The sequence below is a fragment of the Tessaracoccus sp. ZS01 genome (assembly GCF_022342445.1).
Taxonomy (GTDB): domain Bacteria; phylum Actinomycetota; class Actinomycetes; order Propionibacteriales; family Propionibacteriaceae; genus Arachnia.
Genome location: NZ_PQFE01000011.1, coordinates 40,092 through 59,157 on the forward strand (window position 1 = coordinate 40,092; position 19,066 = coordinate 59,157).

The window sequence follows — 19,066 nt, forward strand, 5'->3', positions numbered from 1 at the left end:
CGGGGGTCAGCGGGACCGGCGGCGAGACGCAGCGGGGATCGCAATGGCGGCCACCACGCCCAGCCCCACCATCAGCACGGCCCCGACGGCGACCCCCAGGCCCAACACGGGCATGCGGGCGTCGACGGGCTCGGGCTCCGGCGTCGGTGCCGGCGGCGCGACGAACTCAGCGGCCTCGCTCGACATCGGCGCGGGGCGGGTGTCCAGCACCGCGCGCAGGGGGTTGACGATGCCCCAGCCCAGCTGGGCGTCCGGCGCGGTGGCCGGCGGCGGATCCGCCGTCAGCTGCAGCCGGGTGAGGAGTTCCGCGGCCGAGGCCCGTTCCCGACCCGTCGCCGCGTCGTACTCGAGCATCAGCGCGATGACGCCGCTGACGATCGGTGCGGCGAACGACGTGCCCGTATCCAGGTGGAAGGCCTGGTTCGCCGTCGTGGCGTTGCGGTCGTCCTGTGACGGGGCCAGCCCGACGATGCCGGCGCCGGGGGCGCCGATCTCGACGCGGGACCAGGCGTAGGACTGGGGGTGGGCTGACTCCTGCTCGGTGCTCATCCCGACGGAGATCACGCCGGGGAACGACGCGGGGAACAGCGGGCCGACGTTCTGGTCACCGTTGCCCGCCGCGGCCACCACGACGATGCCGGCGCTCAGCGCCCGGTGGATGGCCGCCTCGAACTCGTCGAAGAAGGGCACGTCACGCTGCACGGTGAGCGAGAGGTTGATGATGTCGACCTGGGCGTCGACGGCGGCGTTGACGGCGCGCACCGCGGGCTCCAGCGATTCCGGCGCCGGTGCCTGTTGCCCCTCGTCGGGTTGCACCGCGGAATGGGCCAGGGCCCGGTACGCGAGCACCTCCACGTCCGGGGCGATGCCGGCGAAGTTCGTCAGTGGATGGACCGTGCTGCCGTCCGGCCGCAGCCCCGCCGCCAGCAGGGAGGTGACGAACGTGCCGTGCAGGCAGTCCACCTTCACCTTCTTGTCGCGCTCGTCGTCGGAGACGCCGACAAAGTCGAAGCCCTGCACCTGGTCCGGATCGAAGTACAGGCTGCCGGCGGTGCTCACTCCGGTGTCGATCACGGCCACCGTCACGCCCTTGCCGGTGGCGAGGCGCCAGACCTCGTCCATGTTGAGGCGCTGCAGGTGCCAGGCGTCGAGCAGTTGTCCCTCGGGGGTGGGCTGGTTGATCTCGCAGCGGGTGGGTCGGAAGACGTCGGCCTCCTCGGCTGATGCCCCGACGGCGGCGTTGGACAGCAGGATGCCCGCCGTCATCGCGGCCGCGGTGGCGCGCCCGAGGTATCGCTTCACGCGGGTCAGGGTAGTCGCCGGCGGGGCCAGCGCGAATCTGGCGGCGCCATTTCCGGATCTGGTTGGCGGGCGCGGGCGCGGAAGGGGGAGGATGGGGACGTGCTCGGATACTTCGGTCCCGCAGGGACGTTCACCCATCAGGCGTTGCGCATGATCACCGACGAAGAGGCGGTGGCCTTCTCGAGCGTGCGCGAGGCGCTGGATGCGGTGCGCCACGGTGAGGTCAGGGGCGCCGTCGTGCCCATCGAGAACTCCGTCGAGGGCGGGGTGTCGGCCACGCTCGACGAGCTGATCGCCGGCGAGCCGCTCGCCATCCGTGCCGAGATCGTGATCCCCGTCGAGTTCGGGCTCTATGCCCGTGAAGGCACCCAGCTCGCCGACGTGCGGCAGGTGCTGACCCACGGACACGCGGCGGCGCAGTGTCGCCGGTGGCTGGCGGAGAAAGTGCCCCGGGCGCAGGTCACGGAGGCGGGCTCCACGGCTGGTGCGGCTGCGGAGGTCGCGCGCCCGGAGTCGCGCTACGACGCAGCCGTCTGCGCGCGCGTGGCCGGCGACACCTACGGCCTGACCGAACTGGCCTACGCCATCGAGGACAACCCGGGCGCGGTGACCCGCTTCGTCGAGGTGGGGAAGGCCGGGCCGGTCGCCCGGCGCACGGGCGCCGACAAGACCACGCTGGTCGCCTACATGCGCGAGGACCACTCGGGTGCCCTGCTGGAGATCCTCGAGCAGTTCGCCGTGCGCGGGGTGAACCTGACCCGGATCGAGTCGCGCCCGACGAAGACCACGCTGGGGTCCTACTGCTTCTCGATCGACGTCGAGGGGCACCTGCACGACAAGCGCGTGGGCGAGGCCCTCGAAGGCCTGCACCGCGTCTGCCCCCGCGTCCACTTCCTGGGTTCCTACCCCCGGGCCGATGAGTCGCGGCCGAAGGTGGGCGACGGGTTCACCGATGATTCGTACGACGCGGCCGCGGCCTGGGTGGAGAGCCTCGGCCTGCCGTTCTTGCCCTGAGCCAGGCGCCCGGCGCCTGGTCGAAGGGGCCTAGGCCGACACGACCCGCGCAACGCCGGGCAGGACCTCGAACCGGATGGCGCTGACGGCGCCGATGACGTCGCCGTCGACCTGGTAGGGCACCGGGCGGTCACAGTTGACGACCACGTCGCGCGCCACCCGTCGGTCGACGAACGGCTCGCGCCTGGTGCGCAGCAGCACGCCCGCCATCATGCGCAGCACGTCGCGTGAGTGACGCGGCGAGGCGACCAGCAGGTTGAGCAGCCCGTCGGAGGCGTCCGCGTGGGGGAGCAGCCGCACTCCGGCACGGAGCTCGCCCAGGTTCCCCACCTGGACGAGCGAGGCGTCGCGCAGCAGCACCTCGCCGTCGACGGCGATCCTGCTGGGCACCGGCCGCGCCTTCACGTGGCGCAGCCCGGCGAGCACGTAGCCCAGTTGTCCCAGCCGCTTGAGCCGGGCCGTGGCGTCGGTCACGACGGCTGCGTCCGCGCCCAGCCCCGCCATCACCGCGGCGTAGCCCTGGGCGTCGGTGTCCAGGTTCGTGTAGCGCAAGAGGTCGAACGGGCGGGGCGTGCCGTCGAGCGCCTTCACCAGCGCCGGGCGCAGCCGCAGCGGAAGCCGGAGGTTACGCGCCAGGAGGTTCCCCGTGCCGGAGGGCAACAGCCCGACGGGGACGTCTGTGCGGCGCAGCGCAGCGAGCACCATCCGCACGGTGCCGTCGCCGCCGGCCACGAGCACCCGGTCGACGCCGGCCTCGAGGGCTGCCTTGGCTTGCCCGGCGCCCGGGTCCTCAGGCGTCGTCAGCAGGTACCGGGCCGCAGGGAGGCCGCGGGCGCTGAGTTCGCCGTCGACGATCGCGCGGAAACGCTCACCCCGGCGCACCGAGGCGGGATTGACGACGACCGCGACCCTCATCTACGCCCGCCGCGGCCGCTTGACGAAGAACCAGGGCAGCATGGCGACCGCCAGGACGAACGCGGTGACGGCCCAGGCCCAGCCGAAGCCGAGGATGTCGGCGATGGCCCCGGCCAGCAGGGTGCCGGCGATGGAGCCGAGGTCTGTGGCCATGGAGTAGGTCGAGAGCGCCTGGCCGCCGTTGCGGTTCGACCCGATGAGATCTGCCAGCAGCGCCTGGGAGGCGGGGGCGATGAACGCCGCGCCGGCGCCGGCCGCTGCCGAGAGGATGAAGAACCAGGTGAGGGTGTCGAACCAGCCGAACGGGAGCGTGACAAGGGCGGAGAGGCCTAGGCCGACGACCAGGAACGGGCGCCTGCCCAGCCTGTCGATCAGCCGCCCCGTGGCCTGTTGGGTGATCGCGTTGCCGACGGCGAACAGCGTCAGCGCGATGCCCGCGGCAGCCGCGCCGATGGTGGGGACCGCCGCCGCCATCAGGGGGAGCAGCGCGATTCTCACGCCGAAGTTGGCCCAACCGTGGGCGAAGCCGGTCACCAGCAGCGCCCGGTAGTACGGCAGGGCCATGGCCTCGCTGAGCGTCATCCTCGGCTGCGCCTGCCCCGGCACCTCGGGCGCGCCGGTGTCGCGGCGCAGGAACACCATCACCACGAGCACCGAGGCGAAGACGGCAGCGGCGTAGAGGAAGAACGGCACGCGGAGGCCCAGGCCGGACAGGGCGGAGCCGAGGATGGGGCCGAAGATGTTGCCCAGCAGGAAGGCCGAGCCGTACAGCGACGACGTGTGGCCGCGCTGCCCGGGGGGCGACAGCCGCACCAGTAGGCCCATCGACGACACCGTGAACATGACCGAGCCGATGCCGCCCAGCCCGCGGAACAACAGCAGGGTCCAGTAGTCGGGCGCCAGGCCGCTGAGGGCGCTGGAGAGCGCGACGATGCTCAGGCCCAGCAGGTAGATGCGGCGTTCGCCGAACTTGCCGATGAGGGCGCCGCCCGCAGGGGCGAAAATGAGGCGCACGAACGCGAACACCGACACGATCGCGGAGGCGGCCATCACGCCCACGTCGAAGGACTTGGCGAACTGGGGCAGGATCGGCGCGACGATGCCGAACCCGAGCGCGATGAGGAACGCGGCTGCCACCAGCACCCAGATCTCCGTCGGGATGGGCTCCCTACGTGTCGCCTTAGCCACTCTTCGCCTCTCCATGGGGGCCACGAAACTGACCACGTTCACCCTATCCCCGGGGGGAAGTGCCACGCCCTGCCTTGCTGGGCTGGGAGAGGAACCCGAGTTGGGCACACCGCCCGCGTCCCGGCAGGCGGCCGGTGCTCGCTAGAGTTGGGCGCATGATTGATCCCAAGTGGCTTCGCGTCGATCCCGATCGCGTCCGACGCTCCCAGGCCCTGCGCGGCGCCTCGGTCGAGCTCGTCGACGACCTCATCGCGGCAGACGAGTCCAGGCGCTCCTCGATCGCGTCGTTCGAGACGCTGCGGGCTGAGCAGAAGTCCATCGGCAAGGACGTCGCCAAGGCCAAGGGCGAGGAGAAGGCGGCGCTGATCGCGCGCACCCAGCAGTTGGCCGCAGACGTCAAGCGCGCCCAGGCCGACGCCGACGAGGCGGGCAACCGCTTCGACGAGCTGATGAAGCAGGTGGGCAACCTCGTGATCGACGGCGTGCCCGAGGGCGGCGAGGACGAGGGCGTGATCATCGAGACCGTCGGCACGCCGCGCGACTTCGCGGCCGAAGGCTTCGAGGCCCGTGATCACCTGGAGCTCGGCGAAATGCACGGCGCCATCGACATGGAGCGCGGCACCAAGATCTCGGGGTCGCGTTTCTACGTGCTGACGGGCTTCGGCGCGCAGCTCGAGATCGCGCTGCTGAACCTGGCGATGAGCAAGGCCGCAGAGTGGGGCTTCACGCCGATGATCCCGCCCGCGTTGGTGCGCCCGTCGGCGATGGAGGGCACCGGTTTCCTGGGCCAGGCCGCCCAGGACGTCTACCACCTGCCCGCAGACGACCTGTACCTCGTGGGCACCTCCGAGGTGGCGCTCGCCGCCTACCACTCCGACGAGATCCTCGACGCGGGCACGCTGCCGCGCCGCTACGTCGCCTACTCCCCGTGCTTCCGTCGCGAGGCCGGCTCGCACGGTAAGGACACCCGCGGCATCTTCCGCGTGCACTGGTTCGACAAGGTCGAGATGTTCGTCCACTGCGACCCGGCTGACGCGGAGGAATGGCACCAGAAGCTGCTCGGCTACGAGAAGGATTTCCTCAACGCCCTCGAGGTGCCGTTCCAGGTGCTCGATGTCGCCTCGGGAGACCTCGGTCTGAGCGCGGCCAGGAAGTTCGACTGCTACGCCTGGCTGCCCACCCAGAACCGGTACCGCGAGGTCACCTCCACCTCCAACTGCACGGAGTTTCAGGCCCGCCGGCTCGGCATCCGTGGCCGGTTCGAGGACGGCGTGCGCCCCGTCGCCACGCTCAACGGGACCCTCTGCGCCATGACCCGCATCATCATCATGCTGCTCGAGAACCACCAGCAGGCCGACGGCTCCATCCATGTGCCGGAGGCGCTGCGGCCGTACCTCGGAGGCCGTGACCTGATCACCCCGCCTGTTTCCTGAGGATCATGGGCTGGATGCGCGCTTCACAAGCGGATGAGGCGCGTCGTCTGCCTGCTCTTTACCGTTGGTTGACTCAACGGTGGCATGCTTGGTCTGGTAACAGATCAAGCAACCAGGCGTCCCTGAGGGCAGGGAAGAGAGGCAACGCCATGGAATTCACACCACAACTTGTTGCGCTGGACATCGACGGCACGCTCGTCGATGCGTTCGGCGTCATGCCGGCCGAGGTGCGCGCTGCGGTGCGCAGGGCCGTCGACGCGGGGGCCACCGTCGTTCTTTCGACGGGTCGCTCGTGGCTGGCCACGCAACCCATCGCCGACGAGTTCGGACTGCCGGAGGGCTGGCACGTGTCGGCCAACGGGGCGATGGTTGTCACCTATCCCGAGCTCGACATCCGGCACGAGACACGCTTCGACCCCACGGACGTCATCCGTCAGGTCACCGAGATCGCACCCCATGCCCGCATCGCCGTCCAGGACGGGCTCCACTGGCGCGTCAGCCAGGAGTTCCCGCCCGGAGAACTGCTCGGCAACGTCGAGGTCGTCCCCGTCGAGGACTTGGCCAAGGAGGAGGTGTCCCGCGTCATCGTGCGCGACCCGGACACCACCGAAGAGGCCTTCAGCGAGATGGTCGGGCGGCTCGGCCTCCAGGAGGTGGCCTACTTCGTGGGCTGGTCTGCCTGGCTCGACATCGCCCCGAAGGGCATCGACAAGGCGTTCGGTCTGGAGATGGTGTGCCGGGAACTCGGCATCGAGCAGAAGGACGTGCTGGCCATCGGCGACGGGCGAAATGACATCGAGATGCTCGAGTGGGCGGGTCGTGGCGTGGCCATGGGCGACGCCCCGAACGAGGTGCTGGCGGCCGCAGACGCGGTCACGGGCAGCTTCGCCGACCTCGGCGTCGTCGAGGAGCTCAACCTGTGGTTCCCCGCGCTGGAGACCGAAGGCGCCGCCTGACTTCGCCGGGGCAGAGAGAAAGGGCCACCCCTGGGGGAGAGGGTGGCCCTTTCGGCTTGTGGGGGGTCTCAGGCGGCGGCGACCCGACGGGTACCGCGCTTGATGTCGTTGGCGACGGCCACGATCTGGGCCGGCGTGGGGGCCGTCCTCTGAACGGGGCGGGCGACGCCGCCCTCAGCCTCGATGCGGCGGAGGTGCCGCTTCACCGTGGAGACGGAGCAGCCCACCTTGGCCGCGATGACGCTCAGCGGCTGATCCGGGTTGGCGGCACGCATCCGGTGGATCTCGTAACGGTCGAACTGGCGCCCGGAGTTCACGCCCGCGAAGGTGTCGAAGTCTTCGGGGGTGACCGTGATGCCGAGCCGGGCGCGGATCTCCTGGCGCTGGCGACGCGTGGTGCCGGCCACGAAGCCGGAGACGTCGAACTTCGCGACGGCGTCTGTCAGGCACTGCGCCATGAGTGGGCAACCGGCACACATCTTCTCGGCCTGCGAACGGAGCATCTGCTGCTCACGGCGCTCGCCGCGTGACGTCGGAGACGTGCCGTCGTCGAGGAGCGGGTGCAGGAACACATTCGGGTATGCGACGCAGGCGGTCGTCGGTTCAGTCATGTCAGCCCTTCCGTAGATCCCCTTGTGGAGTGCTGGTTCAAGACTGTCGTGAAAACGCGGGCCGTGGGCGCTCACGGCATGGGGAGATCTACCCGACTTCTCTGGGTACCGGACCTAGGCTGCTTTGAGTATCTGGGCTCAGGGATGTGTATCGGCCGCATCCTCGAGGCTGGACGACGCGGGGGAGAGGCGCCGGGTGGGGCGGTGAAGGCCGAGTGAGTACTCACTAGGATGTGCCCGTGTCCACAGAGTCTGCCATCCGCCCCGGTCCACTTTGGCGCCGGGTGGCAGTAGTGGGCCTGATCGTGGCGGATCTCGCCATCCTCTCCAAGGTCTGGTGGATGACGGGACGTGGCCTCGACCTCACCGACGAGGGCATGTACCTCAATTGGATGACCTCCCCGTGGGACTGGCCCTGGGCCAGCACGCAGTTCGCGTTCTTCTTCCATCCGCTGTGGATTCTCGCGGGCCAAGACCTGGTTCTGGTTCGTCGGTATACGGTGCTGCTGCTCCTGCTGGTGGGCGTGGTGTTCTTCGCCGCCGTACTCCGGCGCTCCTTCGCGCTTCCGCGTGGGAGGAGTCTGGCGTGGGGGGCGCTGCTGACGCCGACGGTACTGCTGGGGGTCGGATCGCAGTCCGTATTCTTCACCCCCAGCTACAACCTGCTGGGCCTCATCGGTCTGCTCGTGTCCGGGGCGGCGCTGGTCGGGATCCTGCTGCCCGCCCCCGCCGCAACCCGGCGTCCGAAACTGGGCCTCTGGCCGTGGGTGGTGCTGGGCGTCGGGGGTGTGATTTGCTTCGCCTCCCGTCCGACGGCGGGGGCCCTCCTCCTGGTGCTGGTGCTCATCGCGCTCGTCGTGGCGGGCCGATGGAGCTGGCGTGGGCTGGGCGTGGCGGCAGGCGTCGCCCTGACCGCGTTCCTGATCATGGCGCTCCTGATCGACGGCGGCCCCGTCCGGTTCCTGGAGCGCGTGCTGGAAGGGCTGGAGCTGTACAGCATCCAGACGCAGCGCGGTGCCCTGGACGCTGTGATCAATACCTTCACCTACGACCAGCGCTGGGAGCGGTCGGACATTCTGTGGGGAGTGTTCATCGGAGTGGCTCTAGCGGCGGCCGTGTTTCTTCGACGAGCCGGCAGAGGCGCCCCTCACGGGCTGGCGACTCTCGCGGCGCTGTCGGGCATCGCTGCGGCGTTGGTCACGGCCGTTGGGTTCAACCCTCTCCACGGCAGAGTCGGACGCTCCGTGACGGTGGCCTTCTTCCTATGGGTGGGGCCTGCACTCGCGCTGCTGACAGGCCGGAGCCGCCTCGGCCGCGGGAGTCGGGCAGTCATCGGTGCGTTGTGGCTGCTTCCGTTCGTCTACGCCTTTGGCACGCATTACAGCACGGTCGCGTTGGCCGGCTCTGCCGCCTTCTGCTGGCTCGGGGCTTCGGTGGCGGCGCTCGGCTCGGCGAGGAATGGGCGGGCCGCGCTACCCGTAGTTGGCGGACTATGGTTACTGGTCACTGCATTGTGCCTGAACGCAGCTGCTGGGGCTCCACCTAGACAAGAGCCTCTGGAGGCGCAGGATAGAGCGCTTGATCTTGCTGGCCACGGTCAGATCTATTTGTCCCCAGACATGTCCCGCTATCTCGAGGCGGTGGCCGTCGGAGTGGCTGCGGAAGGATTCGTGCCCGGCACTCCTGTACTCGATCTCACCGGAGAATCGCCAGGCCTTATCTACCATTTGCAGGCGACAGCGACGGCCGACTCCTGGGTCATCGGCAGGTATCCGGGGTCCCGGGACCGGCTTGCTCTCGAACTGAACCTTCACACTGAATGCTCGGTTATCGGCGATTCGTGGTTGCTCGTCAGCCCTGGCGGGGTGCGCCGCATCGATCCCGAGGTCCTCGGTGAGGTGGGCCTCATGTTCCCTGATGACTACCGGCTGGTAGTGGGGGAGACTTCCCCAGAGCGTTCGGGTGGCTATGCCGTGGAGGTGTGGGCACCACGAAGCGGAGCCGGCCTCACGGACCGCTGTCTCGCTCAGCGATAGCCCGCAGTTGCCGTTGCCGCGACAACGCCTGCTATCGGGCGGGGGTCACACTGCCTGCTCGAGCGAGATGACGTCAAACCTGTGGGCGCCGACCTCCTCGATGAGAGCAATGAGGCTTTCTGTCGATGCTCGGCGACTCAGCTTCAAAGCGCGTTCCGGATTGAGGTGCCGGACCGGCTCGTAGGACGCCATCCACTCGCGGATCGCGGGTTCGTTGTTAGGTACCCAGTAGACCCCGGCGGTGTCGGCCAGCAGGTCGTCAAGTGCACGTCCGCTCCTCGCTCCCTCGTACAGCACGAGAACATCCAGCCCCATCGCCAGGTAGTCATACACCTTTGTTGGGGTCTCGATCCCATTGACAGAGCTGTAGGCGACCCCGCAGTCCGCATTGACAAACTGATTCAAAATCTCGTCTTTGGCGACGCGCCCACCGTTCAGGTAGTTGTCCGTCGTCCGTGCCGATGCGGAGTCGAGCGGTTTACCGAAGTGCGTCAACGTGGCGTGCGAGCCGTCGAGCGCTGAGATGAGCGCATCAGGCGGGGTGATTGCGAAGAACTGACCCGCATGGACGAGTCTGGCGGGCGACTCATCGTTTTCGTGCCGGGCGGCGAAGTCCGGCACGGGCAGACGGTCGTCCCACCCGTTGTTGATCACGACCGGATCCAGTCCCGGATGGGGATTGACCACGAGGTCGCTGCAGACGCTGTTGACGACGGTGATTCGGTCAGCTGCAAGGTTGAAGCCCACCTCGATGTTGGCCGCGCGCTCACGTTGTTCATCGCTGATTGCCATGCGCGGGTTCAGGGCAAACGGATCGCGGTAGTCCAGGATCGTCGCGGCACCCCAGCGACGCTTCGCATAGCGAGCGAAGCCGAAGTAGCTGAACGGGTTACCGGAGCAGATGACGACGTCGAACTCGTCGTTGCGCGCATTGAAGTAGCGTTCCAATGCCAGTTCCCAGAACGCTGAGTCCTGCGACACGGTCTTGGCCGCCTCGTTGACGTTCTCCAGGTAAGCCCTACCCCAGGGGCCGAGGCCGCCAGCCTTCTCCGCGACGAGCGCCGGTCCATGGTCGGGGACGTAGTGCACACCGGCGGGCGCGTCCGGCCACGGTGTGGCCACGGCAAGATTCGCCACCACCCGTCCACCGGACAATTCCTCAAGTCGGTCGAACCAGTAATTGGGACGCTGAGTGCCGACCGTCGGGCTTGGCCCGGCGTAGTAGGCCACGATCAGGACGTTGAGGTGGTCCTCTTCCCGCAGAGTGGCGGGGCACGGAGGCGCCGCTGGCAGTTCGACCACGGGTGTGCTGGGCAGCTCCTGGTAGAACGCCGGCCATTGTGCGCGAAAGGCTGCGCCCGCCTCTTGGCTCACGTGAACCACGCCGGATGCCGACGTCATCAATGCCAGCGCGCTGGGGGTCAAGGCCGGTGTCTTGTCCTCGACCCAAGCGGCGTGCGGCCACTTGAGCACGGCGTTGGCCCAGAGCGCCAGGTCCGCAGCGGGATGGTTGGGGCCGACAACGAGCAGCGGATTGTGCACATGTTGCCTGATCCAGGACAGAACCGAGCTCCATCGTGCCGCTGGCGCGGGCTCCAACGCGCCTGCGAGGATGTTCATTGACGGTGCCGGCATGGTGACCTTATCTGCGACTCCGTCGAGCTTCAGCAGCGTGCCCTCGCCGGTCACGATTCGCCAGCTACGGGTTCGGGCCAAGCGCTCGATCCCTTCGTTCCCGGCGGTGAACACGACTGGGGTATGAAACGTCACTGGTGAGTCCTCCGAGACCTGTCGGGGCTGAGCCGAACGCATCGCCCCGATTTCCGTAGTGCACAAGAGCCTACCAGCGCAGCGTTGAGCTCCGGAGCACGTTCTTGGCGCACTAGTCTAAAGACATGCTCTTCGTTGGTCTCACCCGATTCAGTCTCTTCATGCCCAATTCCGGCGCCTGGGTCGCTTCAAACGGTTCCCGGTTAACGGAGGAGGAGTACCTGGCGCACTTGTATGACGACGAACGGCTGGGCTTGAGGTGCGACGTGTTTTTCAACTTCACGCTGCCGATGATGGCTCTCGCGGTTGAGAATCACCGCGTCCGGCACGTCATCACCTTCTCCAGCAACCTTCCAACCCGATATAAGGAGCAAGTTCAGGCAGCGGCGGAGTCCTATCCGTTTGTCGTGCTCGACGAGGTTCCAGTCGGTGGGACCCCTGTGGACATCGGCGTTTTCGCCCAGCAGGAGGTGGAGCGGGTTGGCTGGGGCGATCAGCCGATGGGGCTGTACCGTCTCGACGATGACGATGTGCTCTCAGTGGATTTCTTTGACCAAATGACGCCTCATATCACCCCCGAGCACCTCGGGTGGGTCGTCACCCTCGCGTCGGGCATCACGGCCATTTACGAGAGAGGACGGTTCTTCCTCGTGCGAGGCGCGGTATTCCCCCTGCATTCCAAGGGGCATCTGTCGGTGTGTGGGTGGCGTGATGGCGAGTTTGTCCGGGCTCCGGAGGCAGCGCACACGAAGTCGGACCGTGTGGGTCCGGTCATTCTCGATTCACGCAAGCTCAGCCACCTCTGGGTACGCTCGACCACGCAGGACGGTGCCCTATACCGCATGGAAATGAGTCGTGAGGTTCAGTTGCAGAAGATGATCGAGGAGTTCCGCAAGTTTGAGGTCGTTTCGCAAGAAGCAATTGCGGAAGCGTTCCCGCTCATGCAGTACTCCTTCACCAGCGAGCCGCCCACAGTGTGAACAGCTCAGGCGCCGAGCTGGCGGATGATCGCGATTTCGCGATCGACTGTCTGCTCACGGGAACACTGCGCAGCGACGCGGGCCATCGCGTTGCGTGACAATACGGGCAGCAGTTCCGGGTTCTCGATCAGGTGCCACAAGCCGTCGGCAAACGCGATCGGATCGTCTGGCTTGACCAATACACTAGCGCTCGAATCGGTGAACTCGGGGATGGCCGCCACCGCATTTGTCACTGTTGCCATTCCGCTGGACATGGCCTCCCCCAGCATGACCCCATGCGTGTCGAATCGGCTAGGGCATAGGAAGATGCCATGGTCATAGTGCAGTGAGGCCATCTCGATCGGACGTGAATACGCCTCGCGGGCATGAACGTTGGGCAGGTGCCTGACCATGTCCACCTTCTTCTGAAAGAGGGGACCGAATCCTGAGATGGTGAAGCTGAGTTCCCCAAATCCTCTGCGGGTCGACAATAGCCGGATGGCCTTGAGAGCGATGTCGTTGCCGTAATTCCGAGCGGTGAACGCGCGCATCACCAGGATGGATTTGCTTTCGCTGGGTTCACGCAACCGGCCGCGGTACATGTCGCCGTCAATGTGGTTGGGGATGATCTCGACCCGCGAGCAGGTGGCGCCGACATCCACCTCAGACACACCACGTTGGAACTGTGACACGAAGACGACGGTGGCACCGGGATGCTTGAAGATTCTCCGTGCGGCCGCGAAACGCGAGGCGTTGAGCGCGTCGCGTGACTGTTTGACCTGGGCCAACTGAACTGTGGTGTCGTTGTAGTGGAGGCGTCGGTAGTCCCGCACCTCGTACCCGTGGTACCAGACGGCTAGTCGTTCCCCCGGGAGATAATCCACCAGAAGATTCTGAAGGTCTGACGTGGGGGAGTGGGCGAGTACTGGCGCAGAGCCGGCGCTGAGCTGCCGGACAGCGGGCCGGAGTAGCTTCGGGTGCATGTGAACGTGCGCGAAGCCGGGGTGCAGGCTCAGGCTGAGCTCGTCCGGAACACGAGAAGAGTAGTCGATGACAGTACCACGCAAGCCCGCCATCTCATAGGCCTGCACGCGCCCCTGGATGAATTCGCCACCAAACTTGGCTCCGTCGGGCCACACCGGGGTCAACAGTGCAAAGTCGGGGTATGCGCGCAGAACCTCAGCCAGCGCAGAAAGCTCGCTCACTTGCCGCGGCTCCGGATCAACGGACGCGAGAGGACATTCACGCCGCGGCGTAGGGGCTTCGGTAGTCGGCGGTAGGCACTCACCACTGCCTGGAGCTTTGCAGGCATCGGCTGGCCGCTCGTCATGGATGCCACTGCCCTCGCTTCGGCAAGACTCACGGTCTGGGCACGCAGATCGTCTGCTTCGGCTCTGAGCCCTTGGATCTCGTCCCGGAGTTCGTCGATGGTCTCGTGGGCGGTGTGCAGGTCCTCTGCGAGCTTGTGGCTCAACTCCAACAGGTCGGCTTTCGCTGCCCCCTCCTGCGCAAGCCGGTCCTTGGCGGCGTCAAGTTCCCTGAGGATCCCGCGACGGAGGCGGTCGTTGTCTTCCGCCCTTTTCTGCCAGTCTGCCTCTGTTTGCATGGCTGCGAGTATATCCATCAAGAGGTGTTCGACCGCCGGCGCTGAAGGGTGCCCTCGACGACCTTGGGCGGGTGCAGACGTGATCGCACCTGGGCCTTGACCTTGACGTTGCCGGGCTGCCGCAGTGATACGGAGTTGCGGCGACCGAATCCTGTATCGGAGATGGTCCGGTCTCCCAGCGAGATGATGAATCGGTACTCCAGGTCCTTGCCATCCGCGATGCAGACAACACTGTGATCCGGAGCGAGTAGCATCTCTCGCACGCGCGGCTCGTCGCTTGGCTCTATGGCCTCGCTGGCGGCTCGCTCAAGAGTCGCCATCCTGCGCTGGACGAAGACCAGAAGCGCGCTCATCTGCCGCTCGAGTGCTCGATAGCGTGGCTCCCAGTAGCTGTCCATCATGAGCTCCGATCCGTCGCGAGTGACCTGACTAGGGAAATCTCCTGCTCGATGGTAACCGTGCGGGCGCGGCCAACGGCCACGGCTGCGGAGGCCGAGTTCGCCAGTTGGACCAGCAGGGCCGGATCCTTCACGAGTTCTTCGCAGGCAATAGCATGCGAGGCGGGCGTCTCTGGACGGCCCAGCATCGCGGTTGAGCGGTTGATCACGAGTTCGTCGATCCCATCCAACTCCGTTGTGACAGGAACCACGCCGGCGCTCATGGCCTCAAGCAGGTAGCCCTCGCGTGAGTGTGCCCGCATGGGACTGAGCAGTACATCAGCCTGACCGATCCTCCGCATGGCCTCCCTGCGGGGGACCTCCTGTTCCTCCAGCGCGATGTTGCGGAATCTCCGGAGGGGGGCGACCGATTCCTCAAAAAGTCTGCCCCACCCCGTGATCTGGAATGTGGTTCTCTCGAAGCAGTCGCGCCTAGCCAGTTCGAGGATGGAATCCACGAGGAGATCGGGAGCATCTCCCCATCCGTGGAAGGGCTGTATCGCGACAACCTGCAGTGCGGACGAGCGCTGCGAGGACCGGTTTGCAGTTGGCTCAACGAACCGCCGGATAGAATGCACTCTGTGGATCGGCACTCGCAAGAGCACCGCTGCATGGTGGGTGTCTGTGGTGGCGTCGGTCAGGTAATGGACGTTGCGGTGTCTCGAGAAGAGCTCCCCGTACGGGAGCCAGGGAGCGTTCCTCTGCCCGCCGAAATCCTCAAGCCAGTTCCCAAGGTCCGCGGCGCTTTCGAGGTGCGATGCCCAGTTGCTGTGCCATTCACGGAAGGTGTCGCTCTGGAGCCATGCCACCACGAGGTCTACGTCGGGGATAGCAGTTGATCCCGCAACGTCGTCGATCAGGGTGCATGTAACCTCGAATCCCGCAGCACGGTAAGCGGCCGCGCGTTCTAGCACGGGCTGTGTGGCCAGATCGTCAGCAACAACCAGGATCTGGGGGGCGGCAGAATGCTCCGGCATTGAATCTGTCCTGCCGTCAGTCGGTGCCGGTGTCCATCGAGGAGCGCTCGACGGCCTCGTCCACATCCGACGGCCCGGTGGCGCCCAGTTCGGCGATGGCCGCAGCCCCGCCGCGCTCCAACTGCCCGATGAGGGCAGCGTGCCCGGCCAGCAGGGTGCCCTGCTGGGCGTACAGCTCGAGCTTCTCGCGGGAATCCGCGATGTCGAGGTTGCGCATGGTCAGCTGGCCGATGCGGTCCGTGGGACCGAACGCCGCGTCCTCCACGCGCTCCATCGAGAGCTTGTGCGGCTGGTAGCTCAGGTGCGGGCCGCGGGTGTCGAGGATGGTGTAGTCGTCGCCGCGACGCAGGCGCAGATCCACCTCGCCGGTGACGGCGGAGGCGACCCAGCGCTGGATGGATTCGCGCAGCATCAGCGACTGCGGGTCCAGCCAGCGGCCCTCGTACAGCAGGCGGCCGAGCTTGAGGCCCTGCGCCTGGTAGTTCGCGAGGGTGTCCTCGTTGTGGATGGCCGAGAGGAGACGTTCGTAGGCGATCCAGAGGAGCGCCATGCCCGGCGCCTCGTAGATGCCGCGCGACTTGGCCTCGATGATGCGGTTCTCGATCTGGTCGCTCATGCCGAGTCCGTGGCGACCGCCGATGGCGTTGGCCTCCATGACCAGCGACACCGAGTCGTCGAAGCGGACGCCGTTGATGGCGACGGGGCGGCCGAGCTCGAAGCGGACCGTGACGTCCTCGGTGGCGATGTCGACCGACGGGTCCCAGTACTTCACGCCCATGATCGGCTCGACGGTCTCGAGCGAGACGTTGAGGTCCTCCAGGGTCTTGGCCTCATGCGTGGCGCCCCAGATGTTGGCGTCGGTGGAGTAGGCCTTCTCCTTGGAGTCGCGGTACGGGAGGTCGCGCTCCGTGAGCCAGGCGCTCATCTCCGCGCGCCCGCCCAGCTGCCGCACGAACTCTTCATCGAGCCACGGCTTGTAGATGCGCAGTTGCGGGTTGGCCATGAGGCCGTAGCGGTAGAACCGCTCGATGTCGTTGCCCTTGTAGGTGGAGCCGTCGCCCCAGATGAAGACGTTGTCCTCCGCCATGGCGCGCACCAGGAGCGTGCCTGTGACGGCGCGCCCGATCGGCGTGGTGTTGAAGTACGCCTTGCCGGCGGAGCGGATGTGGAACGCGCCACACGCCAGGGCGGACAGGCCCTCCTCGACGAGCTGCGGCTTGCAGTCGATCAGCCGCGAGATCTCGGCGCCGTACTCCACCGCGCGCCCGGGAACGGAGTCGATGTCCGGCTCGTCGTACTGGCCGATGTCTGCGGTGTAGGTGCAGGGCACGGCGCCCGCCTCGCGCATCCACGCGACGGCGACGGAGGTGTCGAGGCCGCCGGAGAACGCGATACCGACGCGCTCGCCGACGGGCAGGGAGGTGAGTACTTTAGTCACGGCACCACTTTAGCCGTAGGTGTTCGCCGCATTCCGCGCTGTCCGGCCACGCGCGGGTACGGCCAGCCGAGTCGAGAATCGAAGGGGCTCCTGTCAGCTGATCGGCATCGGCTGGGTGTCGGCAGCCCCGATTTTGATGAGTTCCCGATGGAACCACGGGGCCATCCATACAGCATAGGTGTCGGTGATGTGGGTACCTTGCCTGAATACAGGGACCTGCCCGACGGCTGCGGAGCATCGGTCAACTCCTCGTGGGCACACCCAGTCCATCGCAGGGAGGAAGGACGCCCGGAGGTCCTTCGCCACCGCCTCAAGAACGGCGGAAGCGCCCCCTGGCCCGCGCTTGAACATGCACGCTGAGTAGTCGTCGCTGTTGAGTTGGAGGCAGACGTCCGGCCGCTGCCCATTGTCGAGTGTGGAAGTCATCGAGTCATCGACGATGACCAGGCGGCTCCCCGCTGCCGTTACTCGGGCCAGTTGGGACGAAAGGCGCTGGGACTCCACAGCCGGGATCCCTCGACCCTGCGAATAGATCACCAATGCTGGAGGATTGGCCTCGATGTCCTCCAACACCTTCATGCTCCAGTCGCGGCATGCCTGGTAGGGCTTCCCGTCCAGCGACACCACGCCGGTTTCGATGGAGCAGGCGGACTTGGTGTGGACCTCCAGCCGCCACCCTTCCCGCTCTGCGATCGCCTCGAATGGGCTGAACCACTGGTTGGCCTTGGAGTCGCCCAAGAGGAGCACGCGGTGATCTGAATCGGTGTCGCCGTAGATGCACGATGTGCGGGGCTGTACCTCGTCGTATGTCAACTGGCATTTATCTGCGTATGTGGCGGGAAGATCCTCCATCACAGATTCCGGGGCTGGGGTCAACGGGCCTGAGGTGGTCCAAGCGGCTTGGGGGTCGGCTCGCTCCACCAACTCAAGCCCTCGGGAGGCGCTGACATCGACGTATGCCATGGGACCCCATAGCTGGGCGTCAGAATCGGCACCGCTCTCCGCGGCGGAGTCACCTGACATCGAGGACGCCGCGTCCGATGCGAGTGCGTCGGGTCGAGACGCAGGCTCAACCGTTTTCGGTGAAGCCAGTAGAAGCAGTCCTGCGGCGGCCAACGACAGGGCCATACCGGCGGCGCCCATGGCCAGCGCGACCTTAGTGGAGTCCATCACTCTCCTATGGAAGCGCAGCGGATCCTCAACGAAGTGTTTCGTCAGCCACGCGCCCACCACGCTGAGCGCGGCGGCAAGGGGAAGCAACCATGGTCGATCGGATGAGTGCAGTTCGGCGAAGATGAACAAGGGCCAGTGCCAGAGGTAGATGCTGTAAGAGAGCCCCCCGATCAACCGCATCGGAGCCACGCCTAAGGCCCTCGCTACCCACGTGTCCGGGTGGGCGCAGCCCGCGATGACCACGGCGGCGCAACCTAGCGTCGGCAGAAGCGCCGCATACCCTGGCCAAGGGGTGTATGTGGTCACAACAACAGCGGTGGCCAGGACGGCGGCTATCCCGACTGCGCTCAAAGCGTTGGCAACCGTTCGGTTGATTCGCTGGATCAGCCAGGGCATCGCAATCGCTATGAGGGCGCCGATGGCCAGTTCCCAGATTCGGGTGGTGGTTACGAAGTATGCGTTGGCGGAGTTTCCTGACGTGTGCCAGATGGACCACGCGAACGAAGCGAGCGCGACCGCGCACAGCAAGATGCCGACGACGCGTCGCCGGTGGTCGAAAGTCGCTTGGGGGTTGTCATCTCCCGTCGATGCGGAACCCCGGCGCGCTCCGAGTCGCCTCGCCACGATGAGTCCGAGCAGAATCAGCAGCGGCCAGATGAGGTAGAACTGCTCTTCGACAGAAAGCGTCCAGTAGTGCTGGACGGCCGAAGGAATGGCCCCGACGTCGGTGGCCAGGTAGTCCACGGAGCGTGCGGCCAGCACCCAATTGATGACATACAGCGCCGATGCCCCGATGTCGATCGCGAGGAACCGGTGCTCGGAGGGTGGGAGGATGAGCCATCCCGCGACGGCCGTGAAGACCAGAACGACGGTTGCCGCCGGCAGCAAACGGCGCGCCCGCCGCGCATAAAAGCGAGGAATATTGACGGTGCCGCTGCGCTCCCATTCTTTGACCATCTGCCAGGTAATGAGGAATCCGGAGATGACAAAGAACACATCAACACCGGCGAAGCCGCCCGGAAACATCGTCGCGCTGAGATGGAACAGCACCACCCAGGCCACTGCGATAGCCCGAAGACCCTCGATGTCGCCTCGTGCCGCCCCTGTCCTTGCTTGAGCCACTGCCCCTCCTCGATCTTCGGGCGAAACTCTAGCCCGAGCGGCGTGATGCGCAGATTTCGTCGATGCGGGCCGCGTCGAGTACCGCACACTCTCCTCGTAGGTGGGGACCCACGCGAAGAGTGGAGAAGC

Annotated in this window: 16 protein-coding genes; 5 read left to right on the forward strand and 11 right to left on the reverse strand. The window is 66.6% G+C overall.

What is annotated here, in order from left to right; translation table 11 throughout:
• Positions 1-6: 6 nt before the first annotated feature.
• Positions 7-1,302, reverse strand: a complete 1,296-nt coding sequence (locus C3E87_RS10510; RefSeq protein WP_076062493.1) for a S8 family serine peptidase — start codon at positions 1,300-1,302, stop codon at positions 7-9.
• A 99-nt stretch (positions 1,303-1,401) separates the two neighbouring features.
• Between C3E87_RS10510 and pheA the strand changes: the two genes are divergently transcribed.
• Positions 1,402-2,316: a prephenate dehydratase gene (pheA, locus tag C3E87_RS10515; RefSeq protein WP_076062496.1), complete on the forward strand. Its 915-nt coding sequence runs from the start codon at positions 1,402-1,404 to the stop codon at positions 2,314-2,316.
• 30 nt (positions 2,317-2,346) lie between these two features.
• Here the strand turns inward: pheA and C3E87_RS10520 are convergent, their stop codons facing one another.
• Together C3E87_RS10520 and C3E87_RS10525 are read right to left on the reverse strand one after the other, a co-directional pair.
• The gene (locus C3E87_RS10520) at positions 2,347-3,231 is read right to left on the reverse strand and encodes a diacylglycerol kinase family protein (protein WP_076062499.1); all 885 of its coding nucleotides are present in this window, start codon (positions 3,229-3,231) and stop codon (positions 2,347-2,349) included.
• Complete coding sequence (locus C3E87_RS10525) at positions 3,232-4,419, reverse strand: MFS transporter (protein ID WP_198928287.1); 1,188 nt, start codon at positions 4,417-4,419, stop codon at positions 3,232-3,234.
• Positions 4,420-4,574: 155 nt separating this feature from the next.
• On the opposite strand from C3E87_RS10525, the gene serS reads away from it, so the two are divergent.
• Together serS and C3E87_RS10535 are read left to right on the forward strand one after the other, a co-directional pair.
• A complete protein-coding gene (gene serS / locus C3E87_RS10530; protein ID WP_076062502.1) occupies positions 4,575-5,852 on the forward strand; it encodes a serine--tRNA ligase in 1,278 nt (425 codons plus the stop codon).
• Between the two features lie 149 nt (positions 5,853-6,001).
• Positions 6,002-6,808 carry an HAD family hydrolase gene (locus C3E87_RS10535; RefSeq protein WP_076062504.1) on the forward strand — a complete coding sequence of 269 codons (807 nt, stop codon included), beginning with the start codon at positions 6,002-6,004 and terminating at the stop codon, positions 6,806-6,808.
• 68 nt (positions 6,809-6,876) lie between these two features.
• On the opposite strand, the gene C3E87_RS10540 is transcribed toward C3E87_RS10535, so the two are convergent.
• Positions 6,877-7,419: a WhiB family transcriptional regulator gene (locus C3E87_RS10540; protein ID WP_076062507.1), complete on the reverse strand. Its 543-nt coding sequence runs from the start codon at positions 7,417-7,419 to the stop codon at positions 6,877-6,879.
• 293 nt (positions 7,420-7,712) lie between these two features.
• Between C3E87_RS10540 and C3E87_RS10545 the strand changes: the two genes are divergently transcribed.
• Complete coding sequence (locus C3E87_RS10545; RefSeq protein ID WP_143570995.1) at positions 7,713-9,455, forward strand: hypothetical protein; 1,743 nt, start codon at positions 7,713-7,715, stop codon at positions 9,453-9,455.
• A gap of 45 nt (positions 9,456-9,500) precedes the next feature.
• On the opposite strand, the gene C3E87_RS10550 is transcribed toward C3E87_RS10545, so the two are convergent.
• The gene (locus tag C3E87_RS10550; protein WP_143570996.1) at positions 9,501-11,225 is read right to left on the reverse strand and encodes a glycosyltransferase family 4 protein; all 1,725 of its coding nucleotides are present in this window, start codon (positions 11,223-11,225) and stop codon (positions 9,501-9,503) included.
• A gap of 125 nt (positions 11,226-11,350) precedes the next feature.
• Here C3E87_RS10550 and C3E87_RS10555 point away from each other — a divergent pair, with 125 nt between their 5' ends.
• Positions 11,351-12,205, forward strand: a complete 855-nt coding sequence (locus C3E87_RS10555) for a glycosyltransferase (RefSeq protein WP_076062514.1) — start codon at positions 11,351-11,353, stop codon at positions 12,203-12,205.
• A gap of 5 nt (positions 12,206-12,210) precedes the next feature.
• Here C3E87_RS10555 and C3E87_RS14925 read toward each other — a convergent pair whose 3' ends face one another.
• The 6 genes from C3E87_RS14925 to C3E87_RS14930 form a co-directional block, all read right to left on the reverse strand.
• The gene (locus tag C3E87_RS14925) at positions 12,211-13,389 is read right to left on the reverse strand and encodes a glycosyltransferase family 4 protein (RefSeq protein ID WP_076062516.1); all 1,179 of its coding nucleotides are present in this window, start codon (positions 13,387-13,389) and stop codon (positions 12,211-12,213) included.
• Positions 13,386-13,790: a hypothetical protein gene (locus tag C3E87_RS10565; RefSeq protein ID WP_076062518.1), complete on the reverse strand. Its 405-nt coding sequence runs from the start codon at positions 13,788-13,790 to the stop codon at positions 13,386-13,388. Before C3E87_RS10565 ends, C3E87_RS14925 begins: the two co-directional genes overlap by 4 nt.
• Positions 13,791-13,807: 17 nt before the next feature.
• Positions 13,808-14,191, reverse strand: a complete 384-nt coding sequence (locus C3E87_RS10570; RefSeq protein WP_076062521.1) for a hypothetical protein — start codon at positions 14,189-14,191, stop codon at positions 13,808-13,810.
• Positions 14,188-15,204 carry a glycosyltransferase family 4 protein gene (locus tag C3E87_RS10575; protein WP_076062524.1) on the reverse strand — a complete coding sequence of 339 codons (1,017 nt, stop codon included), beginning with the start codon at positions 15,202-15,204 and terminating at the stop codon, positions 14,188-14,190. Before C3E87_RS10575 ends, C3E87_RS10570 begins: the two co-directional genes overlap by 4 nt.
• 16 nt (positions 15,205-15,220) lie before the next feature.
• The gene (gene argG, locus C3E87_RS10580; protein WP_076062526.1) at positions 15,221-16,642 is read right to left on the reverse strand and encodes an argininosuccinate synthase; all 1,422 of its coding nucleotides are present in this window, start codon (positions 16,640-16,642) and stop codon (positions 15,221-15,223) included.
• A 93-nt stretch (positions 16,643-16,735) separates the two neighbouring features.
• Positions 16,736-19,024, reverse strand: coding sequence for an acyltransferase family protein (locus tag C3E87_RS14930; protein WP_369819270.1), 2,289 nt, complete (start codon positions 19,022-19,024; stop codon positions 16,736-16,738).
• Positions 19,025-19,066 lie beyond the last annotated feature (42 nt).